At 57.9% G+C, this 25119-nt stretch carries 26 protein-coding genes, 1 tRNA gene and 1 pseudogene; 13 read left to right on the forward strand and 15 right to left on the reverse strand.

Translation table 11 applies throughout. From position 1 onward, the window contains the following. Positions 1-527 precede the first annotated feature (527 nt). From JNB91_RS16505 to JNB91_RS16515, 4 genes and pseudogenes are all read right to left on the reverse strand, one after another. Positions 528-603 (reverse strand) — tRNA-Asn (locus JNB91_RS16505). Positions 604-979: 376 nt separating this feature from the next. Further along, positions 980-1729 (reverse strand): annotated as a pseudogene (locus JNB91_RS16510) (MASE1 domain-containing protein); the annotation flags it as partial. A 25-nt stretch (positions 1730-1754) separates the two neighbouring features. Further along, positions 1755-2159, reverse strand: a complete 405-nt coding sequence (locus tag JNB91_RS31660; RefSeq protein WP_223218216.1) for an alpha/beta hydrolase — start codon at positions 2157-2159, stop codon at positions 1755-1757. Positions 2160-2359: 200 nt separating this feature from the next. Then, a complete protein-coding gene (locus JNB91_RS16515) occupies positions 2360-3238 on the reverse strand; it encodes a helix-turn-helix domain-containing protein (protein ID WP_220326752.1) in 879 nt (292 codons plus the stop codon). 112 nt (positions 3239-3350) lie between these two features. Here JNB91_RS16515 and pobA point away from each other — a divergent pair, with 112 nt between their 5' ends. From pobA to JNB91_RS16545, 6 genes are all read left to right on the forward strand, one after another. Next, the gene (gene pobA, locus JNB91_RS16520) at positions 3351-4523 is read left to right on the forward strand and encodes a 4-hydroxybenzoate 3-monooxygenase (protein WP_220326616.1); all 1173 of its coding nucleotides are present in this window, start codon (positions 3351-3353) and stop codon (positions 4521-4523) included. Between the two features lie 85 nt (positions 4524-4608). Next, positions 4609-5781, forward strand: a complete 1173-nt coding sequence (locus tag JNB91_RS16525) for an ABC transporter substrate-binding protein (RefSeq protein ID WP_220326617.1) — start codon at positions 4609-4611, stop codon at positions 5779-5781. A gap of 64 nt (positions 5782-5845) precedes the next feature. Then, complete coding sequence (locus JNB91_RS16530; RefSeq protein WP_220326618.1) at positions 5846-6709, forward strand: branched-chain amino acid ABC transporter permease; 864 nt, start codon at positions 5846-5848, stop codon at positions 6707-6709. Next, positions 6706-7740, forward strand: a complete 1035-nt coding sequence (locus JNB91_RS16535; RefSeq protein WP_220326619.1) for a branched-chain amino acid ABC transporter permease — start codon at positions 6706-6708, stop codon at positions 7738-7740. The genes JNB91_RS16530 and JNB91_RS16535 overlap by 4 nt, the downstream gene beginning before the upstream one ends. Beyond that, positions 7737-8501 (forward strand): ABC transporter ATP-binding protein, encoded by a 765-nt coding sequence (locus tag JNB91_RS16540; protein ID WP_220326620.1) that lies wholly within the window; start codon positions 7737-7739, stop codon positions 8499-8501. The genes JNB91_RS16535 and JNB91_RS16540 overlap by 4 nt, the downstream gene beginning before the upstream one ends. Continuing rightward, entirely contained in the window at positions 8482-9198 is a 717-nt protein-coding gene (locus JNB91_RS16545; RefSeq protein ID WP_220326621.1) for an ABC transporter ATP-binding protein, read from the forward strand. The genes JNB91_RS16540 and JNB91_RS16545 overlap by 20 nt, the downstream gene beginning before the upstream one ends. Before the next feature lie 41 nt (positions 9199-9239). Here the strand turns inward: JNB91_RS16545 and pcaF are convergent, their stop codons facing one another. From pcaF to JNB91_RS16560, 3 genes are read right to left on the reverse strand one after another with little or no spacing between them, the layout of a single operon-like run. After that, on the reverse strand, positions 9240-10445 hold the full coding sequence (pcaF, locus tag JNB91_RS16550) for a 3-oxoadipyl-CoA thiolase (protein ID WP_220326622.1): 1206 nt from the start codon (positions 10443-10445) through the stop codon (positions 9240-9242). A 10-nt stretch (positions 10446-10455) separates the two neighbouring features. Next, on the reverse strand, positions 10456-11145 hold the full coding sequence (locus JNB91_RS16555) for a CoA transferase subunit B (RefSeq protein ID WP_220326623.1): 690 nt from the start codon (positions 11143-11145) through the stop codon (positions 10456-10458). After that, positions 11142-11849 carry a 3-oxoacid CoA-transferase subunit A gene (locus JNB91_RS16560; RefSeq protein ID WP_220326624.1) on the reverse strand — a complete coding sequence of 236 codons (708 nt, stop codon included), beginning with the start codon at positions 11847-11849 and terminating at the stop codon, positions 11142-11144. Before JNB91_RS16560 ends, JNB91_RS16555 begins: the two co-directional genes overlap by 4 nt. Before the next feature lie 161 nt (positions 11850-12010). Here JNB91_RS16560 and JNB91_RS16565 point away from each other — a divergent pair, with 161 nt between their 5' ends. Further along, on the forward strand, positions 12011-12748 hold the full coding sequence (locus tag JNB91_RS16565; RefSeq protein WP_430736299.1) for an IclR family transcriptional regulator domain-containing protein: 738 nt from the start codon (positions 12011-12013) through the stop codon (positions 12746-12748). Between the two features lie 29 nt (positions 12749-12777). On the opposite strand, the gene pcaQ is transcribed toward JNB91_RS16565, so the two are convergent. Further along, the gene (gene pcaQ / locus JNB91_RS16570) at positions 12778-13692 is read right to left on the reverse strand and encodes a pca operon transcription factor PcaQ (RefSeq protein ID WP_220326626.1); all 915 of its coding nucleotides are present in this window, start codon (positions 13690-13692) and stop codon (positions 12778-12780) included. Positions 13693-13785: 93 nt separating this feature from the next. On the opposite strand from pcaQ, the gene pcaD reads away from it, so the two are divergent. Genes pcaD through JNB91_RS16595 form a run of 5 tightly spaced genes read left to right on the forward strand, consistent with a single transcriptional unit; the run spans position 13786 to position 17474 of the window. Beyond that, entirely contained in the window at positions 13786-14595 is an 810-nt protein-coding gene (gene pcaD, locus JNB91_RS16575; protein ID WP_220326627.1) for a 3-oxoadipate enol-lactonase, read from the forward strand. Further along, complete coding sequence (gene pcaC, locus JNB91_RS16580; protein ID WP_220326628.1) at positions 14592-14981, forward strand: 4-carboxymuconolactone decarboxylase; 390 nt, start codon at positions 14592-14594, stop codon at positions 14979-14981. The genes pcaD and pcaC overlap by 4 nt, the downstream gene beginning before the upstream one ends. A gap of 24 nt (positions 14982-15005) precedes the next feature. Further along, positions 15006-15755: a protocatechuate 3,4-dioxygenase subunit beta gene (gene pcaH / locus JNB91_RS16585; protein ID WP_220326629.1), complete on the forward strand. Its 750-nt coding sequence runs from the start codon at positions 15006-15008 to the stop codon at positions 15753-15755. Between the two features lie 2 nt (positions 15756-15757). Next, the gene (gene pcaG, locus JNB91_RS16590; RefSeq protein ID WP_220326753.1) at positions 15758-16369 is read left to right on the forward strand and encodes a protocatechuate 3,4-dioxygenase subunit alpha; all 612 of its coding nucleotides are present in this window, start codon (positions 15758-15760) and stop codon (positions 16367-16369) included. Positions 16370-16409: 40 nt separating this feature from the next. Next, positions 16410-17474, forward strand: a complete 1065-nt coding sequence (locus tag JNB91_RS16595; protein ID WP_220326630.1) for a 3-carboxy-cis,cis-muconate cycloisomerase — start codon at positions 16410-16412, stop codon at positions 17472-17474. Between the two features lie 41 nt (positions 17475-17515). Here the strand turns inward: JNB91_RS16595 and JNB91_RS16600 are convergent, their stop codons facing one another. From JNB91_RS16600 to JNB91_RS16630, 7 genes are all read right to left on the reverse strand, one after another. Beyond that, positions 17516-18565, reverse strand: a complete 1050-nt coding sequence (locus JNB91_RS16600; protein WP_220326631.1) for a Gfo/Idh/MocA family protein — start codon at positions 18563-18565, stop codon at positions 17516-17518. Positions 18566-18576: 11 nt separating this feature from the next. Continuing rightward, positions 18577-19404: a shikimate dehydrogenase family protein gene (locus JNB91_RS16605; RefSeq protein WP_220326632.1), complete on the reverse strand. Its 828-nt coding sequence runs from the start codon at positions 19402-19404 to the stop codon at positions 18577-18579. Between the two features lie 34 nt (positions 19405-19438). Next, positions 19439-20170: an amino acid ABC transporter ATP-binding protein gene (locus JNB91_RS16610; protein ID WP_220326754.1), complete on the reverse strand. Its 732-nt coding sequence runs from the start codon at positions 20168-20170 to the stop codon at positions 19439-19441. 71 nt (positions 20171-20241) lie between these two features. Continuing rightward, the gene (locus tag JNB91_RS16615) at positions 20242-20883 is read right to left on the reverse strand and encodes an amino acid ABC transporter permease (RefSeq protein WP_220326633.1); all 642 of its coding nucleotides are present in this window, start codon (positions 20881-20883) and stop codon (positions 20242-20244) included. Between the two features lie 12 nt (positions 20884-20895). Then, positions 20896-21564 (reverse strand): amino acid ABC transporter permease, encoded by a 669-nt coding sequence (locus tag JNB91_RS16620; protein ID WP_220326634.1) that lies wholly within the window; start codon positions 21562-21564, stop codon positions 20896-20898. A 21-nt stretch (positions 21565-21585) separates the two neighbouring features. After that, positions 21586-22029 (reverse strand): type II 3-dehydroquinate dehydratase, encoded by a 444-nt coding sequence (locus JNB91_RS16625; protein WP_220326635.1) that lies wholly within the window; start codon positions 22027-22029, stop codon positions 21586-21588. Between the two features lie 105 nt (positions 22030-22134). Further along, positions 22135-22965, reverse strand: coding sequence for a transporter substrate-binding domain-containing protein (locus JNB91_RS16630; RefSeq protein WP_220326636.1), 831 nt, complete (start codon positions 22963-22965; stop codon positions 22135-22137). Positions 22966-23166: 201 nt separating this feature from the next. Here JNB91_RS16630 and JNB91_RS16635 point away from each other — a divergent pair, with 201 nt between their 5' ends. Continuing rightward, complete coding sequence (locus JNB91_RS16635; RefSeq protein WP_220326637.1) at positions 23167-25056, forward strand: bifunctional sugar phosphate isomerase/epimerase/4-hydroxyphenylpyruvate dioxygenase family protein; 1890 nt, start codon at positions 23167-23169, stop codon at positions 25054-25056. The last annotated feature ends 63 nt before the right edge of the window (positions 25057-25119 follow it).

Raw genomic sequence — 25119 nt, forward strand, 5'->3', positions numbered from 1 at the left:
TGCGCCGTTTCCATCGTTCTCATTCAAAACGTGACCGTCATTTGTCTTCTAAACAGATCAAACCGAAGCTCGATCCGCGAAAACCCGCCGACCACGTTTCTCTTTCTTCTCATATTCAATTGTCAAATAACCGACACTCCCAAGCCAAAAAGCCCGAAAACGTCACAAAACCAAGAGACCTAACCGGAGCCCGGTCCCAATCAGCATCTGCCAATCTGTCGTGGTTTTCTTCAGAACGAAGGACATCGTCGCTAGCAGCGCCGCCGCCCTCGTCAGTGAGCGGGTTATAGATCCACACCCACGAAAACGTCAATGGCCGATTTTCATAAATCTGCAAAAAACTTACATGATATTGATTTTAAAGAACAATGTTCGTTCTGCCGTTGAGAGGCGATAATTTCCGCCATTTGGCAAAACCTGGTCCATACACCTGTCTATGCGAATGCAGCCGAAACCTTTGCGTGAGAGGAACTCGTTTTCAGCCTTCTCTGAGACGCGCTGAACTCGCGCGAGTAACAACAAAGCGATGGCTGGAATGGCAGGGCTCGAACCTGCGACCGGGCGATTAACAGTCGCCTGCTCTACCAACTGAGCTACATTCCAATGCACATTCCTGACGCAAATTGCTATTGCCTCAGTGTTGGGACGCGCTGTCTACATGCACGTCGTTTGACAATCAAGCGTCGATTTTCCCACTCGGCATGTGGGTTCGACCATATGGGCGGAGTTAGAGGTAAGATCAGCATTCTGACAGAGGCAAACCAGCATTAAGCTTCGCGACGAAGCGATCGCTCTTAATTGCGCAGGTCGCCGATGAACAATGCGGCGGAAGGTCGATATGGGATACCGCCCCCCCCTATCGCAGCCTGCAGCCCGCCATCCAGCCTGCCCCCCTAGCTCCATCCATTCTAGAGGGCCCATCTGTTGCCGCTTAGATGGCGATGCGGATGATCAGCTCAGGGTCGTAGGTTCGATTTCTACCATCGGGCGTCATACACCAGATCAGCGTCGACACCGCGTCGATCATCTGCTGAAATTGGCGCTCACTGCGTCTGAGCGCCTCCTGCGAACGCATCTCGTCATCGATATCGATATCGATATCGATGGAAATCGCATACCACTGAACGATCTGACCTCTTTGATCTCGGCGCGGCTCCCCGCGACCATCGCCCCATCGGCATGAGCCATCTGCGCGCTTCATTATATATTTCATCGCGAAGGCGTCCCCCGTCGCAAAGGAATGGCGCGCCGTTGCGAGCAGCGCTGCAGCATCCCCGACAAAATGACTGTCGCCGGAAATGGTAAGCGCAGCCGTAATCAAGGCGAGCAGCGTCAAAGCCACGGCAACACCTTTGAATTCGAAGCGCACGGCAGCCCGCAGGAGCGGCGGCATGATCACGTAAGCGGAGGCCAAATAATTCGTGCTGAGAGAAAGCGCTGCGAGGCCAAGGAAAATGAGAGCGAGCAAGGTAGCCTCGGCCCATTTCTGAGCCGGAAGGGTTGTCCTGCGGTGCCATTGCTGGATCACGACCAGCGCAAGGGGGCCTACCAGAAGGACACCCGTAACATCACCGATCCAGAATAGCGGCCAGACGCTAGTGAACGTCTGCGATTTCACACCGAACCATGCAAGCGCAGTTTTGCCGACCGTTGCGCTGACGAGAAGTGCGATACCTGCTCCAAGCCCAATGAAAGCCAGCACTTCCGATAGCGTTTCAAGCCGAGGGGGCGGCCGCATGCAGACTAAGGAGGCATCAGGCCCCGCATATTCGATATGACACATGTTCGTACGGTTTGGCAGATCGATCCAATGCATGTGACTCACGCCTAGAAAGCGTGCCCTCGACGCGGCGGCTCGAAACACAAAGGTGCCCCGAGCGCCATACTGTTTTGCCGCCGATTGGCCCCCACGGATCGTATGCGTCGTCCGCCCCGAAGCGCCGCCGCCCCCCGGTAACGAACCCGGATAGCGCGAGCGCTCCGTCATCCTTCAGGACCAGAAGCGTCAATGGACGCTCCAAATGTCCAATAGCCTCAAGCTGCCGGATCATGTCGACGGTGTCGATATCTGGCGCAGCCAACACGACATTCTCCAGCCCACTAACCGTCTTGCGGCTTTCTTTCTGCTCATCTCGGCCTGGGTTTCCATTGCAAGCCATCCTCCCGTGCAATGTGCAAGCAGTGCGACCCTGCCTTGTCGATGTCCATGAAACCGGCAGCAGGCCACTATATAGGCCTTGATGGGGACTGAACCGCTGACGCGTAGTTTTCAACCAACAGTCCTAGCGATTTACAATCTAGCGGATAGCCAACCAGATTATGTCATTGTAGTTCATTTTTCCATTGTACCATGGAGCTATCAATAGTTGACACGGGCACGTTCCAAAGAACGCCAATATTTCGGTGCCTTGCCTGTGCATCGAGCGAAAAAGCGGGAAAAATAGGCGGCATCTTGGAAACCCAGCCGATATGATATTTCCTGAATGGAACTCATTGAAAAGATGAGTTGCCTCTTCGCTTCCTCGATAATCTTGCGCTCGATCAGTTCATGTGCGGAACATCCATGCCAGGCACGAACGAGACGATTGAGATGTGTCGGCGAAACCCCGATTCTTCCGGCATAGAACGACAGCGCCCTATGCGCGCGGAAATGCTGGTCGATCAGGTTCATCAGGGCATCCACCCGGGTGTCGCCGGACGAGCCTTCCCACGTTCGTTGATCGGAGCCGATGCGGAACAACAGGTGCAACAGCACTGAGACATAGGCTCTCAGGATTTCATTGCGCCCGCGATTTCGACCTTCAAACTCGGCGGTTATCCGATCCAGGATACGTACGGCCTCTTCCGCATCCGGCACCTGAGGTTCAGGAGCGATCCTTTGGGGATGAGCGAGCCATTGGCCAAGCAGGCTTCTCTCACCGGGTCCATGGTCGAGATGAGACGACAGGATCGTGATAACCGAGCCGACAACGGTTTTTGAAAACCGGAACCCGTGGCTGGTTCCCGGTGGAATGGTTACGACCGTTCCGGGCGTCAAACCGAGGGTCTCTTCGCTGAAAAGGACATCTCCGCTTCCGGCCGCGACATGCAGGATCTGGAAGTAATCGGTGTGCCGATGAGGCTGGATCTCCCAGTCATGCCGGCTGCTTCTGGCATATATCGTCTCATGGTGCAGCCAGAAGCCCGGATCTCCAGTGTCCGTTTCACCATAAAGGGCATAAGTGGGAACCCGTGGCATCGCGAACGCTCCTCCCGATGTTCGAAAAGTACAATTAAAAGAACAGAGCGTCTCTTTCGCCGCAACTCCCAATCATGGAATTTGCAATTATCAATTTCGTTGGGAGGCGTGATTGAGGCATCAAGTCGTTATCATAGGCGCAGGTCCGTCGGGCCTGCTGCTTGGCCAGCTTCTGACCGAAGCAGGGATAGACAACCTCATCCTCGATCGGGTGAGCAAGGACTATATTCTCGGCCGCGTGCGGGCCGGTGTCCTTGAAGAAGGTACTGTTCATCTTCTGAACAAGGCGGGCGCTGGCGGGCGCATGGCCGTCGAAGGGCTGCCGCATGACGGTTTCAACCTTGCTTTCGACGGCCGCGATCACCGGATAGATCTCAACGGATTGACCGGCGGAAAGCGGGTGATGGTTTACGGCCAGACTGAAGTCACGCGCGATCTAATGGATGCGCGTGAACGAAGTGGTGCGCTTGCCGTCTATGAGGCCGACGACGTGCAGCCGCATGATTTTTCCGGATCCTCACCCTACATCACCTATCGGAAGGATGGCGTGACACATCGCATCGACTGCGATTTCATCGCGGGCTGCGACGGCTTCCATGGCACGAGCCGCAAGTCGGTTCCCGAGGCAGCATTAAACCTCTTCGAGAAAGTCTATCCGTTCGGATGGCTCGGCATACTCGCGGATGTCGCCCCGGTCAGCCACGAACTGATATATGCAAATCACCCGCGCGGCTTCGCACTGTGTTCGATGCGCTCAGCAAGCCGCAGCCGATACTACATACAATGTCCTCTTGATCAGAAAGCGGAAGACTGGAGCGACGACCGGTTTTGGGATGAATTGCGGCGCAGGCTGCCGCCGTCCCATGCGGAAGCTCTTGTAACCGCTCCGTCGTTTGAAAAATCGATCGCTCCGCTACGCTCCTTCGTTGCCGAACCCATGCGTTTTGGCCGTCTGTTCCTGGTCGGCGATGCCGCTCACATCGTTCCGCCGACCGGTGCCAAGGGCTTGAACCTTGCCGCAAGCGACGTGCATTATCTCTTCGATGCTCTTCGCGAATATTATCTGGAAGGGTCCGAGGCAGGACTGGATTCATATTCGAAGAAAGCTCTTGCACGAGTATGGAAAGCTGTACGCTTTTCGTGGTGGATGACGACCATGCTCCATCGCTTTCCGGAAACAAGTGAATTTGATCAGAAGATTCAGGAAGCGGAGCTCGATTATCTGACGCATTCCCGGGCCGCGTCCACCGCTCTGGCAGAGAACTACGTGGGTTTACCGTTTTAGCGTGGACGAAAGCAACGGCTAGCATTGCCGCAATTCAAAGGGCACGATGTTGGAGGCGTGCCCTCTTTAACTGGGAGGAATGAACATGAAAAAGGCTGCAATTGCCGCATTAGCGGTCATGGCTATGTGCGGGACGGCCTCCGCCGACGTCATCAAGGTTGGCGTAGTTGGCCCCTTCTCCGGCCCCTTTGCTCTTCAGGGCAAAAACTTCAAGGCGGGAATAGACGCCTATATCGCGCTTCACGGCAATAAAATTGGCGACGATACGGTCGAGATTGTCTATCGTGATATTCCGACAGCGGACCCGGCCCAGTCCAAGGCCCTGGGCCAGGAACTGATCGTCAAGGAAAAAGTCCAATACCTTGCGGGCTTCTACTTTACTCCGGATGCAATGGCGGTGACGCCTATCCTTAAGCAGGGCAACGTGCCCATGGTCATCATGAATGCCGCGACATCTGCCATCATGAAAACCAGCCCTCTGGTGGTCAGAACTTCGTTCACGACCTGGCAGACCTCCACGCCAATCGCAAAGGTTGCTTCCGATGCCGGCGTGAAGAAGATCATTTCGGTCGTCAGCGACTATGGGCCGGGTGTCGACGCCGAAAATGCGTTCAAAAAAGCCTTCGAAGAAGCCGGCGGCCAGATTGTGGAAGCAATACGAATGCCGCTTTCCACAAATGATTTCAGCCCGATCATGCAGCGTATCAAGGATTCGGGCGCCGAAGGTGTATTCGCCTTCCTGCCTTCCGGCCCGACCACGCTCGGCTTCGTCAAGGCATTCAACGATAATGGGCTGAAAGCAGCCGGGACCAAGTTCTATGCCCCGGGCGACTTGACCCAGGAATCGGATCTGCCGGCGCTGGGCGATGCCGCATTGGGAATACAGACGACGTTCCATTACGCCGTTTCTCATGATTCCCCCGAAAACAAGGCTTTCGTCGAGGCTGCGACCAAGGCGATCGGCAACGAGGCGGAGCTTTCCTTTCCCTCCGTCGGCGCCTTCGATGGCATGCATGTCATCTACAAGATGATCGAGGCGACGGGCGGCGAGCAGGATGCCCAGAAGGCCGTCGATGCCGTCAAGGGACTGGCCTGGACAAGCCCTCGCGGCCCCGTCTCCATCGATCCGGAAAGCCGTCACATCACGCAGAACATCTATCTGCGGGAAGTGGCAAAGGGTTCGGATGGAAAATATGTCAACAAGGAGGTTCAGACCTTCGAGAAGCAGGGCGATCCGGGTCTGGCTGCCGCAAAGTAAGCGGCCGACAGTATGACAGATCGGCAGGCCAGATTTGGCCTGCCACTCATGAACAGGATTTTTGATGCAGACAGTCTTCAGCATAGCTGTCGACGCACTTGCCTATGGCATGGTGCTGTTCGTCATATCGATCGGCCTCTCGGTGACCATGGGCCTGATGCGTGTCGTAAATCTGGCCCATGGCGGCTTTGCCATGATCGGCGGTTACATCGCGTCCTATGTCGCGCGTGATCTGGCCCTCGGATACGGACTTGCATTGATCGCGGCAGTCGTCTTCACGATCCTGATCGCCATTCCGATCGAGCGCCTTCTCTATCGCCGGATCTACGGCCAGCCGGAACTGACACAGGTGTTGATGACGATCGGGATAACCTTCTGCATCATTGGCATTGCCAACTTCGTCATGGGGCCTACGCTGAAGACCATCCCGCTTGCACCTTCACTGCAGGGCTCGGCGGATCTCGGCTTCCGCACCATCCCGGTCCATCGCCTCTTTGCGATCGCCTGCGGCCTCGCCGTGGCGCTCGGCCTTTGGTACGCGATCGAGAAGACGAATTTCGGCATCAAGCTTCGGGCATCCGTCGACAACGCCGCAATGGCTGCGGCACTGGGCGTGCGAACGGAAATCGTCTACGCGGTGAGCTTCGCGGCGGCTGTGGGTCTTGCGGCTTTCGGCGGCGTGGTCGGATCGGAATTCTTGCCGGTGGAACCCTATTATGCGCTCCGTTACATGGTGACCTTTCTGGTCGTCGTGTCTGTCGGCGGCGCCGGCTCCATCCCGGGTGCATTGGCAGCCTGCCTTCTTCTTGGGGCGATCGATACGACCGGCAGGTATCTCATGCCGGAATTCGGCGAATTCTTCTTCTATCTTGCCGTCATTGCGATCATCTGTGTCTTTCCGCGTGGCCTGGCGGGGCGTGCGAAATGACAGAGAAAACCAACTCCACTTCGACCGCCAGCGCCGAGACGAGCAGAACCCGACTGCGGGCCGGCTTCATCAGGCGAGACCTCTACGGCGTTGCGGCGATCGTCATCGTCGCAGCAGCTGGCTACGTTCTCTTTCCCGACAACCTGGCATTGCTCACGCGTATCATCGCTATTGCCCTTCTCGTCTTGTCACTCGATCTCGTGACGGGATATTGCGGTGTCGCGACCCTTGGCCAGGCGGCACTGTTCGGATCGGGCGCCTATGCGGCGGGCATACTCTCCGCGCATTATGGGATAAATGATCCGCTGCTCATGACACTGGGCGGGGTGTTTGCAGGCGCGGTCGCCGGACTTGTATGCGGCATCGTGATGTTGCGCGCACACGGCCTCCCGCAGCTGGTGCTTTCCATCGCCCTTGTCTACCTGTTTCATGAATTCGCCAACAAGGCGTCATCCTGGACCGGAGGAAGCGACGGACTTTCGGGCATCGTGCTCGACCCGCTCTTTGGCCTCTACGAGTTCGATCTCTTTGGCCATACGGCCTATTTCTTCGGTGTGGTTCTGCTTCTGATCGTATTCGCTTTGCTGCGCATCGTCGTCCGCTCGCCTTTCGGCATGCTCTGCCGTGGCATCAAGGAGGATCCGGTGCGGATACGGGCACTCGGCGCCTCTCCCCATAAAGCCCTGATAAAGATCTACATCATTTCAGGTGCGGTAGCCGGAACCGGCGGCGCACTCAGCGCAATCTCAACCCAGGTCGTCGCACTCGACGCCCTGTCGTTCACACAATCAGCAGAAGCACTCGTGATGCTTGTCCTTGGCGGAACAGGTTCCCTGTTCGGCGCTCTGGTCGGAACCGTGATCTTCATGCTGTTTGAGGACTTCGTATCGGCCGCCAACCCGTTTCACTGGCTGACCATGGTTGGCGCGCTTCTCATCGCCGTCGTCCTTTTCGCCCCCAAGGGCATTTTCGGAACGGTGCAGGATCTCCTGTCTGCGAGAAGGAACAGGACCGGGGAGACGCGGCCATGAGTGCGGTATTTGAAGTCATCAACTTGAAAAAGGCGTTCGGCGGGCTCGTTGTCACAAACGACGTCTCGCTCTCCATGATGGCTGGGGACCGGGTGGCGCTTATCGGCCCGAACGGAGCCGGCAAGACAACTTTCGTCAATCTCGTCACCGGCGCCCTGAAACCGAGTTCCGGTGAGGTGCGGCTTCGAAACGAGCCGGTCACCCGGATCGGACCAACCGGCCGGGTTCAGCGTGGCCTCGTCCGCTCGTTCCAGGTGACCCGGCTTTTCCAGGACATGACACCGGCCGAACATGTGGGCCTCGCGGTTCTCCAACGGACAGGCAAATCAGCGCAACTGCATGGCAACTTTCTTACCCGTCCGGCGGTGATGGAAGAAGTCGATGACCTGCTTGAAAGACTGGGCCTTTACGCGCTCTCACATAGAAAGGTTCGCGAGATCGCCTACGGGCAGCAGCGGCTTTTGGAACTGGCCGTCGCGCTTGCATTGAAGCCCAGTGTCCTGCTGCTCGACGAACCAGCCGCAGGCGTTCCCCAAAGTGACACGGGACGGATCGAGGAAGCGCTCGCAAACCTGCCTGCCGATCTCGCCGTGTTGATGATAGAACACGACATGGACCTGGTGTTCCGATTTGCCAAACGGGTGATCGTGCTTGCCGCCGGGACCATTATATTCGACGGCCTTCCCGCCGACGTGACAAAGGATGCCCGCGTCCGCGAGGCCTATCTCGGGAGCTACGCCAATGCCGGCCTCAAAGCTTAAAGTCGAAAACCTTTCTGCCGGCTATGGCCCGACGAGAATCCTGGAATCGATCTCGTTTTCTGTGGCCGCAGGCCAGCGGCTCGCCGTTCTTGGCCGCAACGGAATGGGCAAGACCACGCTCTTCGCAACGCTTGCGGGCCAGACCCGCCGTTATGACGGCCGGATAACGATGGGAGACATTGATCTCAGTTCGACATCAAGTGCTACGCGTGCTCACGCTGGCCTCGGTTACGTGCCTCAGACGCGCGACATATTCCCAAGCCTTAGCGTCGAGGAAAACCTGACTGTCGGCTTGAAGAAACGGAAGAAGGACGCGATCGAGGAAGCCTATGCTTTGTTTCCCCGGCTGAAGGAGCGTCGCAGGAACCTTGGCAGCCAACTGTCCGGTGGCGAACAACAGATGCTGACCACAGCACGCACGATCCTCGGCCGCCCCAAGGTGCTGCTGCTGGATGAGCCGCTTGAAGGCCTGGCTCCCGTGATCTGCGAGGAGCTCATGGCGGTATTCTCCGAACTTGCGGCTTCCGGGGACATGACGATCCTGCTCGTCGAGCAGAGGATTCAAAGCGCTCTCGACTTTGCCGACGAGGTCATCGTGCTCGAGCGCGGCCGTGTCGCGTGGAACGGCACTCCTTCCGCGCTTTCTCAGGATCACGAGGCGGTGGAACGTTTGCTCGGCGTGGGCGGCCTGCATTAGCCGGCCACGCTGTTTTGCTATTTCCCGAGCGAAAAAAGCGGTCAAGGCCGCCCGAGGGCAAGCGCGATCCCCTGCCCCACGCCGATGCACATGGTTGCGAGCGCGTGGTTACCCTTGCCGGACGAAAGTTCCAGAGCGGCCGTGCCGGCAATCCTGGCGCCTGACATGCCCAACGGATGTCCAAGTGCGATAGCCCCGCCATTCGGATTAACGCGCGGATCGTCATCGGCAATGCCGAGTTCTCGCAAGGTCGCAAGGCCTTGGGACGCAAACGCCTCGTTCAGTTCGATGACATCAAACTGATCCTGAGTCAGGCCGAGCAAGGCCATCAGCTTTTTGGAAGCAGGCGCCGGGCCGATGCCCATGACACGCGGAGGAACACCCGCTGTCGCTCCGGCCAGAACGCGTGCAATCGGCGTCAGCCCGTATTTTCTGACAGCTGCTTCCGAAGCGATAATCAGCGCCGCGGCACCATCGTTAACGCCGGAGGCATTGCCGGCCGTCACGGTTCCGCCCTCCTTCTTGAAGGGAGTACCAAGTTTGGCGAGCGCTTCGATCGTGGTCGCGCGAGGATGTTCGTCTTTCGAGATGACAAGCGCCTCACCCTTGCGCTGGGGGATGGTCACCGGCGCGATTTCGCGTCCCAGCCGACCGTTTTCCTGAGCGGCAGCGGCCTTGTTCTGACTGCGCAAAGCAAACGCATCCTGATCTTCCCGAGAGATCCGATAGTCTTCCGCAACATTTTCGCCGGTCTCGGGCATGGAATCGACACCGTAATGCTTCTTCATCAGCGGATTAACGAAGCGCCAGCCGATTGTCGTGTCGTAGATCTCGGCGTTGCGCGAAAATGCGGCATCGGCTTTGGGCATGACGAACGGTGCCCGGCTCATGCTTTCAACGCCACCCGCGATCATCAACTCTGCCTCGCCCGATTTGATGGCGCGTGCCGCGGTGATGACGGCATCCATTCCCGAACCGCACAGACGATTGATGGTCGTGCCGGTGACGGACACAGGAAGCCCCGCAAGCAGCAGAGACATACGCGCGACATTGCGGTTGTCCTCGCCTGCCTGGTTGGCGCATCCGTAAATCACGTCACCTACCGCCTCCCAATCGATGCCGGCATTTCGCTCGACGAGCGCCTTGAGCGGGATCGCTCCGAGGTCGTCAGCCCTCACGGAGGAAAGCGAGCCGCCGAAACGACCAATCGGGGTGCGGATGTAGTCGCAGATAAAAGCCTCGGCCACTGTATTCTCCTCAGACTTTGGGAACGATGAGATCGGCAACCGAACCTTCGATATGCAACGGAGCGCCGGTCATCGACTGCAGATCTTCGAGGCTCAATGCGGCAAGTTTTTCCCGCAGCACGAAGCGTCCTTCAACGATGTCGATGACGGCATGACTGGTGTAAACGCGAGTGACACAGGCCACCCCGGTCAGCGGAAACGTGCATTTTTCCACGAGCTTGGGTTCGCCGTTCTTTGTCACATGCTCGGTAATGACAAAGACCTGTTTGGCGCCATGCACCAGATCCATGGCGCCACCGACTGCCGGAACGCCCTTTGTGCCGACACGCCAGTTTGCCAGATCCCCGCTTTGCGCAACCTGCAATGCCCCAAGGATCGCCACATCGAGATGGCCGCCGCGAACCATCGCGAAACTGTCTGCATGATGGAAGAACGAAGCGCCCGGCTTCAGCGTCACGGCCGCTTTGCCGGCATTGATGAGGTCCCAATCCTCTTCGCCAGGCTTCGGCGCCTCGCCGAAATCGAGAATGCCGTTTTCCGTATGGAAGATCGCCTCCCGGCCGGGCGGCTGGTAACGGGCGACCATTTCGGGAAAACCGATCCCGAGATTGACATAGGCTCCATCAACAATGTCCTGCGCCGCCCGCCAGGCGATCTGGGCGTTGGTCAGCTTGATCTCTTCTTGAGCGATGCTGGTCATGCGTAGGTCACTCCGGCACGAATGAGTTCCTCTTCCTGGCAAGGCTGTGAAACCTCGACGACGCGATCGACGAAAATCCCCGGCGTCACCACATGTTCCGGGTCGATCTCGCCCGCCTCGACGATCCTCGAAACCTGAACTATCGTGCTGGCGGCCGCCATGCACATCAGCGGATTGAAGTTGCGAGCCGCCTTGTTGTAGGTGAGATTGCCGTGGCGGTCGCCGAGATGGGCCTTGATGATAGCGAAGTCGGCCTTCAACCATCGTTCCTGGACATAATGCCTGCCGTCGAACTCGCCGATCGGCTTATCTTCTGCAAGCTCCGTGCCGTAAGCCGTCGGGGTGTAAAATGCCGGTATGCCGGCGCCTCCGGCACGGATACGCTCGGCCAGCGTTCCTTGCGGCACAAGTTCGAGTTCGATTTCCCCGACCAGGTACCTGTCGGTGAAGGCGCGGGGATCCGACGATTTCGGGAACGAGCAGATCATCTTTCTGACCATGCCCGCGTCGATCATCGCCGCAATCCCGATCCGGCCATTGCCGGCATTGTTGTTGATGACCGTCAGGTCCTTTGGACCTTTGTCGATCAGCGCGTGGATGAGTTCGATCGGAGCGCCGGAGCCACCGAAGCCGCCGATCATCACCGTCGCTCCATCGCCTATTTCGGACACAGCCGCCGTCAGGCTCTGGCTTGTCTTGTTCATCCGCCATCTCCCTTGATGATGGGCCTCGTCCTCTGTCGAAGCTGTTCGGAAACCTACCCCTCGATTTTCTCGACCTCAACGGATTTGTGCGATATGATGCATTTGTTGCATTATCGCACAACTCTGGAATTACGATCTTGAATGTGAAGCAGAGTGACATGATGGGCGGATTGGCGAAGGGGCTTCGCGTGATCGAAGCCTTTACAGCCGAAACGCCTCGATTGAGCATTTCGGAAGCGGCAGAGATTACCGGTCTGGATCGGGCGACCACCCGTCGCTGTTTGCTGACGCTCGCCGAACACGGATATTGTGCTTACGATGGCAAGTTCTTCACGGTTACTCCGCGCGTTCTGCGTCTAGGCACCGGCTGCCTCGCATCCATGCCACTGCCACGCATCGTCCAGCCATGGCTCGACCAGTTATCCGAGCAGATTGGCCAGAGCACGTCGGTCGCCATCCTGGATGGCGCAGAGATTGTCTATGTTGCGCGTGCTGCACAGCGGAAGGTTATGTCGATTGCGCTCATGCCGGGGTCGCGCCTTCCTGCTTACTGCACGTCTCTCGGGCGTGTTATGCTTGCGGCACTTCCCGAAACTCAAGCGATTGAACTTCTAAATTCCCATCCGCTTCAGCCAAGAACGGCCCATACGCTACACACTATCGATGCCGTCATGACGGAACTCGCGCTGGTTAGAACGCAGGGTTATGCCGCAGTCGACCAGGAGGTAGAGCAGGGATTGAGATCCGTCGCGATGTCGGTGAAAAACGCGCGCGGCGTCGTGGTCGCGGCATTGAACACAGGGCTGGCCGCCTCAAGTGAACCCATGGCTTCTGTCATCGAAACCTACCTCCCGCCGCTTCAGCAGGTAAGCCGCGAGCTTCGCGGGGTGCTATCGTAGCATCAGCGAAATTGAGGCAGGCAGGTGAGCTAACGGGAGCCTGCGGCTTCCCGTATGGTCTGTATCAAAAGCGACATCGCGATCGAAGGGATTGCGTCAGTTCGCATGGTCAGCCCCACGGGCCCTCGGGTATCGCTTGTATCGATCGGCAATGCCCGCATCAGCCCTGTCCCGATATCACGGGACACAACTCCGGACGATATGATCCAAACGGCATCACTCGACAGCACGAACGCCCGGCCGAAGCTGTCGGAAACGGTCTCGATCTGGTTCGGCAGGCTTGAAATGCCGTTAGCGATGAGTAGCCGATCGACAAAGGGCCGAATGATCGACGAAGTGGTCGGCATCAGGATCGGATAGTCGCCGAGTTCGGAAAACGGCGAATACCCCGACGTCAGGATCGGATGGCCGGCACGGACGGCAAACACCACCTGTTCGGAATAGAGATGCTCGAAGATAAATCCCGCCATCCTGTCAGCCCCCGCCAGACGCCCCACGACAAGATCGAGGTCGCCAAAGCGTAGTTGTTCCAGCAGCACCGAGTTTTCGCCGGTGACGATTTTGATGCGGCTTCTGGTCTCTTCCTTGAGAAAAAGATCCACGGCCCGCGGCATGATGTGGCTGGAGACCGTCGGCAGCGCACCGATCCGTATCAACGGCGCTTTTCCAACACGTTCCTGCGAAACTGAATCGACGCCCTGTCGAAGAGCTGCAATCGCCGCACCGGCATGCTTCAGGAAGACTTCGCCATAACGCGATAGCCGGATGCCCCTCCCGTCGCGCTCCACTAGGGCAACACCGAGCGCCTCTTCGAGCTCCCGAATGGTCTTTGTAACCGCCGGCTGGCTGATATTCAGGAAGCCCGCTGCCTTGACGACGCTCTTGTGACGCGCAACCTCGATAAAGGCTTGGAGATGACGAAACTTAACGCTTGGCTCGCTCATCGGACACATAACCATTCGGATATAGAAAGAACCTGAAAAGTCATTTTACCTAACCCTGCCAATACACCAAGATAGTTCAGGGAGAGATTTTCTATGCAGTTTGCGCGCGTCAACGACGTCACGATCCACTACCAGGTTATTGGCGGACCGGCGGACAAACCGGTTATCGTATTCGTCAATTCGCTCGGCACGGATTTTCGCATCTGGCGGGATGTCATCGTGCGCCTCGTCGGCGACTTCCCGATCATCATTTACGACAAGCGCGGCCATGGCCTGTCCGATATCGGCAAGACACCTTATTCGATAGAGGATCATGCAGCGGATCTTGCCGGCCTCCTGGACCTGCTCGACGTGCGCAAGGCCGTAATCTGCGGCCTTTCCGTCGGAGGGCTTATCGCTCAGGCGATCTACCGGACGCGACCCGAGTTCGTGAAGGCGCTGATCCTCTGCGACACTGCCAGCAAGATCGGTTCTGCCGACATGTGGAACGCGCGTATCGCGGCCGTCGAAGAGCACGGCATCGTAGGCATCATCGATGCGGTCATGGAGAAGTGGTTCACCCCGGCTTTTCGCAGTCCGGACAACATCGCCTTTCGCGGCTATTGCAACATGCTGGCACGCCAACCGAACGAAGGTTATGCGGCAACCTGCGCTTCAATTCGTGATGCCGATTATACCGATGCCGCTGCACACATTGCCTTGCCGACCCTCTGCATCGTCGGCGACCAGGATGGCTCGACGCCACCGGACCTTGTCAGGAAGACAGCCGAACTTATTCCCGGTGCGCGTTTCGAAATCATCAAGGACGCTGGCCACATTCCCTGTGTCGAACAGCCCGAAGCCTTGAGCGATCTGATCCGAAACTTCATCAATACCACCAACACTGCAGAAGGGGCTCAATGACCGAGGTTGAGACAGACCGACACCGCTTGGGCATGGCGACACGGCGTTCCGTATTGGGAGATGCCCATGTCGATCGAGCAATCGCCAACTCCACCGAATTCGACGAGCCTTTCCAGGCGCTGATCACCGAATCCGCCTGGGGACATGTCTGGTCACGTCCCAACTTCACCAAGCGGGAACGATCGATCATCACGATCGCGCTTCTGGCTGCACTCGGCCAGGACGAAGAAGTTGCCATGCATGTACGGGCGACAGCCAATACCGGCGCATCGCGAGAAGATGTTCGTGAAGCCCTGCTGCATGTCGCCATCTATGCAGGCGTACCTGCCGCAAACCATGCCATAAAGATTGCCAAGCGCGTCTACGAACAAATGGACGCCGAATAGACATCGGGGGAGGAGACCTTAAGGATGTCCGCTAATTCGAACAAACAGCCGGAGACCGGTGGATTTTTCGCGCGCGACCGCGCCTGGCACGCGCCCGCCCTGACACCGGAATACAAGACCTCGATCCTGCGCTCGCCGCAGCGCGCTCTTCTGTCGCTCGACGGCACGATCTCGGAAATCACCGGCCCGGTTTTCGGCCATTCGATGATCGGTGAGTTGGATAACGACCTGATCCACAACTACGCCCGCCCTGGCGAGAGTGCCATCGGCGAGCGGATCATCGTTCATGGCCGCGTACTGGACGAGCGAGGCCAGCCTGTTCGCGGCGCCTTGCTGGAATTTTGGCAGGCCAATGCGGGAGGCCGCTATCGCCACAAGAAGGAAACCTATCTTGCCGCGATCGACCCCAATTTCGCCGGTTGCGGCCGTGCGATCACCGACGAAGACGGACGTTATGCGTTTCGCACCGTCAAGCCCGGCCCATATCCATGGCCGAACGGCGTCAACGACTGGCGTCCCGCCCATATCCATTTCTCGGTCTTCGGACACGGCTTCGCCCAGCGCCTGATTACCCAGATGTATTTCGAGGGCGACCCGATGATCTGGAAATGTCCGATCGTCAACACGATCCCGGACAAAAGAGCCATCGAACAACTGATCGCGCCACTGGACTGGGGCCAGACGATCCCTATGGATGCGCGCGCCTACAAATTCGATATCGTGCTGCGTGGACGCCGCTCGACCCTTTTTGAGAACCGGCTGGAGGGCAACTGATGGTGCAGGAGCTTCACAGGCTGAAGGAAACGCCGTCGCAGACCGCCGGTCCTTATGTCCATATCGGACTGACGCCGAATTACTGTGACATTCGCGGCGTTTATGACGACGATCTCGGAACCGCGATGGTCAACGATCAGACGCTGGGTGAACGCATCACCGTGCGTGGCCGCATCCTCGATGGCGCCGATACGCTTGTGCGGGATGCGATTGCCGAAATCTGGCAGGCGGACAGCGCCGGGCTCTACAACAGCCCGTCGGAAATGCGCGGTGCTGCTGACCCGAACTTCACCGGCTGGGGCCGCTGCCCAACCAATGCCGAGGACGGTTATTTCCAGTTCGAAACGATCAAGCCCGGCAAGGTTCCGTTCAAGGACGGACGCTTGATGGCGCCGCATATCACGCTCTGGATAGTTGCCCGAGGCATCAATATCGGTCTGCATACGCGCATCTACTTCTCCGACGAAGTGGAAGCAAATGCGGTCGATCCACTGCTGTTGCGCATCGAACATCGCCAGCGGGTCGAGACTATGCTCGCGCGGAAGGACGGCAGCACCTATACGCTCGACATCCATCTGCAGGGACCGAAGGAAACTGTGTTTCTCGACATCTGACGCTGCGTCCAACCGGCTGCCTACCCGACATGGAGACATGATGGCCTTTTCCCCGTTCGAGCATCCCTTCCTGTCAGGTCTCCTCGGCGATGAGGAAATCGCCATCCAGCTTTCCGCGGACGCGGATATCGAGGCTATGCTCAGTTTCGAAGCCTCACTCGCGCGGGTAGAGGCAAGGCTGGGTCTTATCCCGGCCGACGCGGCGGAACAGATTGCAGCCGCATGCGGTACATTCGAACCTGATATGGTCCGGTTGAAGGCAGCCGTCGGGACGGATTCCGTCGTCATACCCGAACTCGTCAAACAGCTCAGGCACGCGGTCGGCGGTGATGCGGCCAACCATGTCCATTTCGGCGCAACCAGCCAGGATGTTATCGACACAAGCCTGATGCTTCGGATGAAGACGATCAATGTGATCTTCACTGAGCGGATAAAGCAGATACTTGCGCTTCTGAATGGTCTCGATCAGCGCTTCGGATCAAACCCGCTGATGGGCTTTACCCGCATGCAGGCAGCCATCCCGATCAGCGTTTCTGATCGGCTGGAAAGCTGGCGAAGCCCGCTCGCACGGCAGCTCACGGCGCTGAACGGCCTTGAATTTCCGGTTCAACTCGGCGGTGCAGCCGGTTCTCTCGACAAGCTGGGATCACATGGGGCCGCGGTGCGCGCCGCGCTTGCCGAAGAACTTGGGCTGGCGGGCATGCGGCAATGGCAGAGCCAGCGAGACGGAATTGCGGATAACGGCCATCACCTGTCATTGGTGACGGGCGCGCTCGGCAAGATCGGGCAAGACCTTGCGCTGATGGCCCAGTCGGGCCGCGAAATTTCCATGCGCGGCGGCGGAAAATCCTCCGCCATGGCGCATAAGCTAAACCCGGTGGGTGCAGAAACACTGGTTATGCTTGCTCGCTTCAACGCCGTCCAGCTTTCAGGATTGCACCAAGCGATGGTGCATGAGCAGGAGCGTTCCGGAGCAGCCTGGACACTCGAATGGCTTATTCTACCGCAGATGGTCATGGCGACCGCCGCTTCGCTGCGGCTGGCCGCCGAAACGCTTGCGCAAATCGAAAGAATGGGAGCGCCGAAGCCCGGCGCGTCCAGTTGATCCAGTCGCCTGACTTGACGGCAAGTGCGGCGCAGTGGGCATCATAGATCCGCAGGGCTGACCGGTCCCCTCTCCCGGCCCGACCGCGCAATCGCCAGGATCGTCGCCAAGGTCATCATCCCATCACGGGCGGAGACCAGAGGTTTCGCATCGCCGGTTACCACTTTCATGAAATGGGCAAGCTGATTGACATAGGCTCGGCTGCCATCCAGCGTGACATGCCGCTTGACCAGCGGGTCCTGCCAATGCCCTTCTTCCGTCTCATGTTTCCAAAGATCCATCGACGGCAATGCCAATGCTGCCTTGGTGCCCGAGAAGAAATAGGCGTTTTCCGGCTGATGTGGGAAATACAGCGCCTGTCCCGCGGCGGTATCCCAATTATAGGGCGAAACGGCCGTATCGCTCATCAGGACCGTGCCAACCGCGCCGGATGAAAAGCGCAGGCTGACGCTTGCGCTATCCTCCACCTCGAAGCCGCGCACCGAATTGGAGGTGAAGGCCATGACTTCTGCGATATCGCCACAGATGAACCGAAGGCAATCGATGTCGTGAATGAGGTTGATGAGCAATGGCCCGCCACCCGGTTGCCGACGCCAGGCAGCATCGAAATAGGGTTCCGGCTTGTCGGCCAACCACATGGCATTAACCCCGACCAGGCGACCGAGATGCCCGTCTTCGATCAGTTCTTTTGCCTTGGCGATGTCGGGGCTATGACGGCGTTGGTGTCCCACCAGAACGGGAACATCGGCTCGTTCTGCCGCCGCCACGAGATCGATTGCAGCTTCAAGCGTATCAGCCAGAGGCTTTTCCACCAGACACGGGATGCCGCGTTCAATACCGGCGATTGCCGCTTGCGCGTGAAGAGCATTCGGCAAGGCAATGATCACGCCATCCGGCCGCATTTCGTCCAGCATGGTCCGATAATCGAGATAGTGTCTGGCTCCAAATTCGCTCGCGACCAGTTCCGCGGCAGGCGCCAGGTCTGCGATAGCGACAAGGTCGGCACCGGGCGTTGCTGCGATGAGCGCAGCATGTTCACGCCCGATCAGGCCGCCTCCCATAATCGCAAATCTGAGAACCTCAGCCCGCATGCCCGTCTCCCTCACAATCTTGCAACGGCGCGAAGCTCTTCCGCCGTCGTCGTGGGAAGATCGAAGAATTCGAGATAGGCCGGGATCTGCTCGAATAGCATGTCCGTTCCAACCTGATATTCGCAGCCACGAGCGCGCGCCGCGGCCAGGAACGGCGTTATCTGCCGGCTTAGCACCACTTCGCCAACGAAAGCGGAAGGTGCTATTTGAGACACATCGAAAGGCAGCGGATCATCGTCGTTCATACCGAGCGGCGTGGCATTGATCACAATATCATAGCCGTCCGGATCGGTTTTCCCGGCTTCCACGCGCAGCCCCGGATAATGACGGCGCAACCGTTCAACAAGGCCCTGCATCATGGGGATGGAGGCATCGGAAAGCGCCAGTTCCGCCAATCCCGCCTTGGCAAGGGACGCGGCAATCGCCGAGCCGACACCTCCGGCGCCGGCCATGATCGCTCGTTTGCCCTCGATCTCACGCCCTCTGCGCAGCATCCCGCGAACGAAACCCTCACCATCGAACATATCGCCGATAAGGCCGCCATCCGATCCGATCTTCACGGCGTTGCAGGCACCGGCCACCTGCGCATTGGTGGAAATCTCGTCCAGCAGTCCCATGGTGGTAATCTTGTGCGGCATGGTGATGAGCGCGCCGTGGATATTGGAAAGACGGAAGACCAGCTTCAGAAATTCCTTGTAGTCATCGGGCCGGCATCCCATCGGCACCACAACCGCATCGATGCCGTTCTTCTCGAAATAGGGATTGTAGATCAACGGCGCCTTGAAGGAATGCGTCGGGAAACCGAGATGTGCGATGAGTTTTGTGTTGCCGCTGATCATCGGCCTTACCTTCCGGCTATGAGCCTGTATCGCATCAATGCCGCCCGAGGATTTCGCCAAGGAACTTCCGGGTGCGTTCATGTTTCGGGTTGGAAAAGAATTCTGCGGGCGGTGCCTCCTCGACGATCGCGCCGCTTGCCATGAAGATGACGCGATCGGCCACCTGGCGGGCGAAACCCATTTCATGGGTCACGCAGATCATCGTCATTCCCTCTTCTGCCAATGCGATCATCGTATCGAGCACTTCCTTGACCATTTCCGGGTCGAGTGCGGATGTCGGTTCATCGAACAGCATCGCCTTGGGCCGCATGCAAAGCGCCCGCGCAATGGCGACGCGCTGCTGCTGTCCGCCGGACAACTGGGCAGGATATTTTTCCGCCTGCTCCGAAATCTTGACCCTTTCCAGCAACGTGCGGGCACGATCCTCGGCTTGCGCCTTCTCGAGACCGAGTGATCTCATCGGAGCCAGCATACAGTTCTGCAACACGGTCAGATGCGGGAAGAGATTGAACTGCTGGAAGACCATGCCGACCTCGCGGCGAACCGCATCGATCGTCTTCGATCCATGCCCGAGCATGATGCCACCGACATGGATGTCACCCTTCTGATAGGCCTCCAGGTGATTGATGCAGCGGATAAGCGTGGATTTGCCGCTACCCGAGGGGCCACAAAGGACGATCTTCTCGCCCTTGGCGACGGACATGTTGATATTGTCGAGGGCCTGAAATGCGCCATACCACTTGCCGACGCCGGAAAGGCTGATCATGGGCTCGGTGGAATTTCCGCTGTTTGCTGTCTGGTTCATAAATGAAACTCCGGTGTCTCGACCAGCAAAGCCTAGCGGCTGGCGGTCAGGAATTTGCGCTCAAGATGGGCGCCGTAGATGGTCAGCGGGCAGCACATCAGGAAGTAGAGGGCTCCGACCACGCCGAAGACGGTCAATGGCTGGAAGATCTGGTTTGAGATGATGTTTCCGGCACGCGTGAGTTCGGTGAAACCGACGATCGAGGCGAGAGATGTACCCTTGATCAGCTGCACCAGGAAACCGATCGTGGCCGGAAGCGAGATCCGTATCGCTTGGGGAAGGACGACATCCTTCATCCGCGAAACGTAACCCAAGCTCAGCGCCTTGGCGGCCTCCGTTTGCCCACGCGGGACAGCTTCGATCGATCCTCGCCAGATTTCTCCGAGAAAAGCACTTGCATGAAGCGTCAAGCCGACCGAGACGGCAGCCCATGCATCCATCTGGATGCCGATCAGGGCAAGCCCGTAATAGACGACGAAAAGCTGCATCAGCAGCGGCGTACCCTGGAAGACCGCGATATAACCGGCCGTCAGGCGCTCGACGATGAAGATGCCGGATGTGCGCGCCAAAGCGACCATCAGCCCCGCAATACTTCCGCATATGAAGGCGACCACGGACAGCGCAACCGTCCATTTGAGACCTGCCAGAAGGAAAAGGAATTCTTCGCGTCCCATTCGATTTCCTCCTTATCTGATCGGGTAGCTGAAATAGCGAGAGGAGAAGAGCGCAAAGATGCGCATCATCACCCAGGAGATGACGAGGTAGAACGCCGTCACGGTGAAATAGACCTCGAAGCTGCGAAAACTGTCGGACTCGATCCGCTGCGATACCGAGGTGAGTTCGTAAGCGGAAATGGCGGATGCGATGCTGGTCGTCAGCGTCAAAAGGATGAACTGGCTCGTCAGCGAGGGATAGATCGCCCTCAGCGCTGGCTTCAGGATGATCAGGCGGAAGACCTGAGCCTTGTGCAGCCCGAGCGCCAGTCCGGCCTCCATCTGCCCCTTCGAAATGGACTGCACGCCACCACGAATGATTTCGATGGCATAGGCGCCGCCATTGATGCCAAGCGCGATGATTGCGGTCGGCGTCGGATCGAGCCGGATGCCGGCCAGCGGCAGCGCGAAATAGATGAAGAAGATCTGCACCAGGAACGGCGTGTTACGGATCAGTTCGACGAAGCCGATTACAAGCCAGCGCAAAGGCTTGAATGGCGACTGGCGCAGGATGACGCCACCAATACCGATGACGATCGCCAGAAGCATGCCGCAAATGGCCAGCGTGAATGTTCCGAGACAGGCCCATAGAAGGTTTGGCAGACCGTCGATGACCGGAGTGAAATCAAGGGTGTAGTTCATGATATCTCCTGCGGCGCGTTCTCAGGACGGCTCGACCATGCCGACCATGGCTTCGATCGCCAGTTCATAACCGCGCGCTCCGAAGCCGATCATGATGCCGGTCGCGGTGCGCGAAATCAGGGAGTTGTGGTAGATGCTTTCGCGGGCATGCACGTTGGATATGTGCAGCTCTATCTTCGCGCCGTCGAAAGTCTTCAGTGCGTCCAACAAGGCGATGGACGTGAATGTATATCCGGCCGGATTAATGATGATGCCACAGGCATCTTTGCGCGCCTGATGGACGGATTCCACCAGTTCGCCCTCGAAATTCGTCTGGCGGAAATCGATCGAGAAACCCAGAGACGCGGCTTTCGCCTCGCATCGCTCCCGAATGTCACCAAGGGTTGTCGTGCCGTATATCGACGGCTCCCTCTCTCCCAGAAGATTGAGGTTGGGTCCGTTAAGGACAAAGATCGTCTTGTTCATGGAAATACTCCGGGCAGCGTCGGCGCAAGGATTTGCCATGCGCCGACGCTGGCACCTCATTCAGGTGCCACGACGCGAAATTCAGAGTTTACGAAAAGCCGAAGCTCAGCTCGCGGTGAACGGAATACCTTCGAGGCTCTTCGGGAATTCCGGCACAGGAACCTTCATCCACTTGTCGTAGATCTTCTTCAGTTCACCATTGGCCTTGATCTTGTCGATGAACTCATTCACCGCGACATTGATCTCTTTTTCGCCCAGGCGCGTGCAGGCACCGTTGTAGAGCTTTTGGAATTCGAGCTTGTTTTCGAATTTGCCCGGAACAGCCTTCTCGACGCGATCGAGATAGAAGATATTTCCGCCGAGCGCATCGACCTGACCGGAAGCCAACGCCTGAACGCTTGCTGCGTCCCCGTCATACCGGCGAATGGTCGCGGTAGGCGGTGCGTTCTTGGTGACCTGAGTATCCTGAGCCGCCCCCTTGGCGACACTGATCGTCAAGCCGGCCATGTCATCATTCGTCTTGATCGACTTGTCCTTCGGCCCGATCAGAACGATGGCGTTGGCATTGTAAGGCTGGCTGAACTGCACCGCCTTGGCGCGATCCGGTAACATCGCCATCGTCGCGAACAGAATGTCGACGCGGCCTGATGTGAGTGCGGGAATGCGGTTGTTGACTTCGAGTGGAACGAATTCCACCTCGACACCGAGTTCCTTGGCGAACAGGGCGCCCATTTCGGCATCAAAGCCGTCCTGCTTGCCTGCGCTCGTGACAAAGCCCCAAGGCGGGTTGTCGCCCTGGATGCCCACGACCAACTTGCCCTTGGCCTTGATCTCGGCCGGCGTGATAGCTGCAGCCGGCTGTGAAAGCGATGCTGCGGCGACAATTGCCGCGGCGCCCAACAAGGCGCGGCGTCGATTCAATTTGAATCCGAACATTGGGTGCTCCTCCTCTGATAGCCCGAAAGGCCTGCCAGCTCTCCTCCAGCTGGTAACCCGCCAAAATTGACATAAGCCCATTTTCAAATCAACTGAGTATTTCTATAATCTCCGATAAAATGCATTTCGGCATTCGTGTAGAAAATTGCATTACGATTTTTTGCGGTGCAAAAAGGCGAATTGTTTCAGGAGGAGGAGACAATGAAAACATCGATTGCCACGGTGTCGATCAGCGGTGATTTTCCGGAGAAACTGGCAGCCATTGCGGCAGCCGGCTTCGACGGGGTTGAGATCTTCGAGAATGATTTCCTGGCCTTCGACGGCAGTCCGGCCGATGTCGGACGCATGGTCAGCGACCACGGACTGGAAATTACCCTTTTCCAACCATTCCGGGATTTCGAAGGCATGCCGGAACCATTGCGCAGCCGGACTTTCGATCGCGCCGAGCGCAAATTCGACATCATGCAGCAGCTCGGCACCGACCTTGTTCTCGTCTGCTCCAACGTTTCGCCTGCATCACTTGGCGGTATCGATCGGGCTGCAGCAGATTTCCATGAACTGGGCGAGCGGGCGGCGAAGCGCGGGCTTCGGGTGGGCTACGAGGCTCTGGCATGGGGGCGGCATATCAACGACCACCGCGACGCCTGGGAAATCGTGCGACGCGCAGAACATTCCAATATCGGTCTTATACTCGACAGTTTTCACACTCTGTCACGAAAAATCGACGTCGGATCGATCCGTTCCATCCCCAAGGACAAGATCTTCATCGTGCAGATGGCGGACGCACCGCTGATCGAGATGGATCTGCTCTACTGGTCACGCCATTTCCGCAACATGCCGGGCGAAGGCGACCTGCCGGTAAGGGAGTTCACCGAAGCCATCGCCGCAACGGGTTATGACGGTTATCTGTCGTTGGAAATCTTCAATGACCAGTTCCGCGGCGGCTCTCCAAAAACGATTGCAGCCGATGGCCACCGTTCGCTGGTCTATCTGGGCGATCAGGTTCGTCGAAATCCGGAGGCTGTAACACTGACCGTCGCGGAAATGCCGGATCGCGCTACCGTGAGGGGCATAGGGTTCGTCGAGTTCTCTGCCGACGAAATAGACGGCGAGAACCTTGCCGCCATTCTCCAGACACTCGGCTTTCGCAAGACCGCGGTCCATCGTTCCAAGAGAGTCACGATTTTCGAACAGGGCAAGATCCGGCTTCTGCTTAACACGGACGAAAAGGGCTTCGCGAATGCCTCCTTCGCGGTACACGGGACATCCGCCTATGCGGTCGCACTGATTGTCGATGATGCCGGGGCGGCTTATGCGCGCGCAATCGCGCTCGGCGCAGAACCATTCGAGCAAATGGTCAGCCATGGCGAAGTGCAAATCCCGGCGATCCGCGGTGTAGGCGGCGGATTGATCTACTTCCTCGACGAGAAAAGCAATCTTGGTCGGTTCGCGGAGATCGACTTCACTCCGGTCTCCGAAGACAGGGACATCGCCGCAGCGCATCTTGCCCATATCGATCACGTCGCACAGACCGTCGGTTACGAGGAGATGCTGACCTGGCTGCTGTTCTACACTTCCATATTCGAAGCCGATAAGACGCCGATGGTCGACATCATCGACCCTTCAGGAGTGGTGCGCAGCCAGGTGGTCGAAAATACGTCAGGCAGCCTGCGCGTGACGCTGAATGGAGCGGAGAACCGCCGCACATTAGCTGGCCATTTCATCGCGGAACGGTTCGGCTCGGGCATACAGCACCTCGCGTTTCATACCGAGGACATCTTCGCGACGGTTGCCGCGTTGCGCAAAAACGGCTTCGAGCCGCTGCCCATATCTCCGAACTATTACGGTGATATCGAAGCTCGATTCGGCCTGGACCCGGTCCTGACGGAGCGATTAAAGGCCGACAATATTCTCTACGACAGAGACGACCAGGGCGAATATTTCCAGATTTACAGCACGACGTTCGGCGAGGGCTTCTTTTTTGAGATCGTGCAACGCAGCGGCTATCGCGGATATGGCGCGGCCAATGCCATCTTCCGCATTGCCGCCTTGAAGAAAGCTCTCAGACCCGAGGGCTTGCCGAGGCTTTGATCGATGGTGGAGCAATCTCTTGAGCGTGACCGGGTGGGTTTAAACGAGCAGGCAAAATATGTA

Origin of the sequence: Aliirhizobium wenxiniae, from assembly GCF_019511445.1 — a bacterium.
Classification (GTDB): domain Bacteria; phylum Pseudomonadota; class Alphaproteobacteria; order Rhizobiales; family Rhizobiaceae; genus Neorhizobium; species Neorhizobium wenxiniae_A.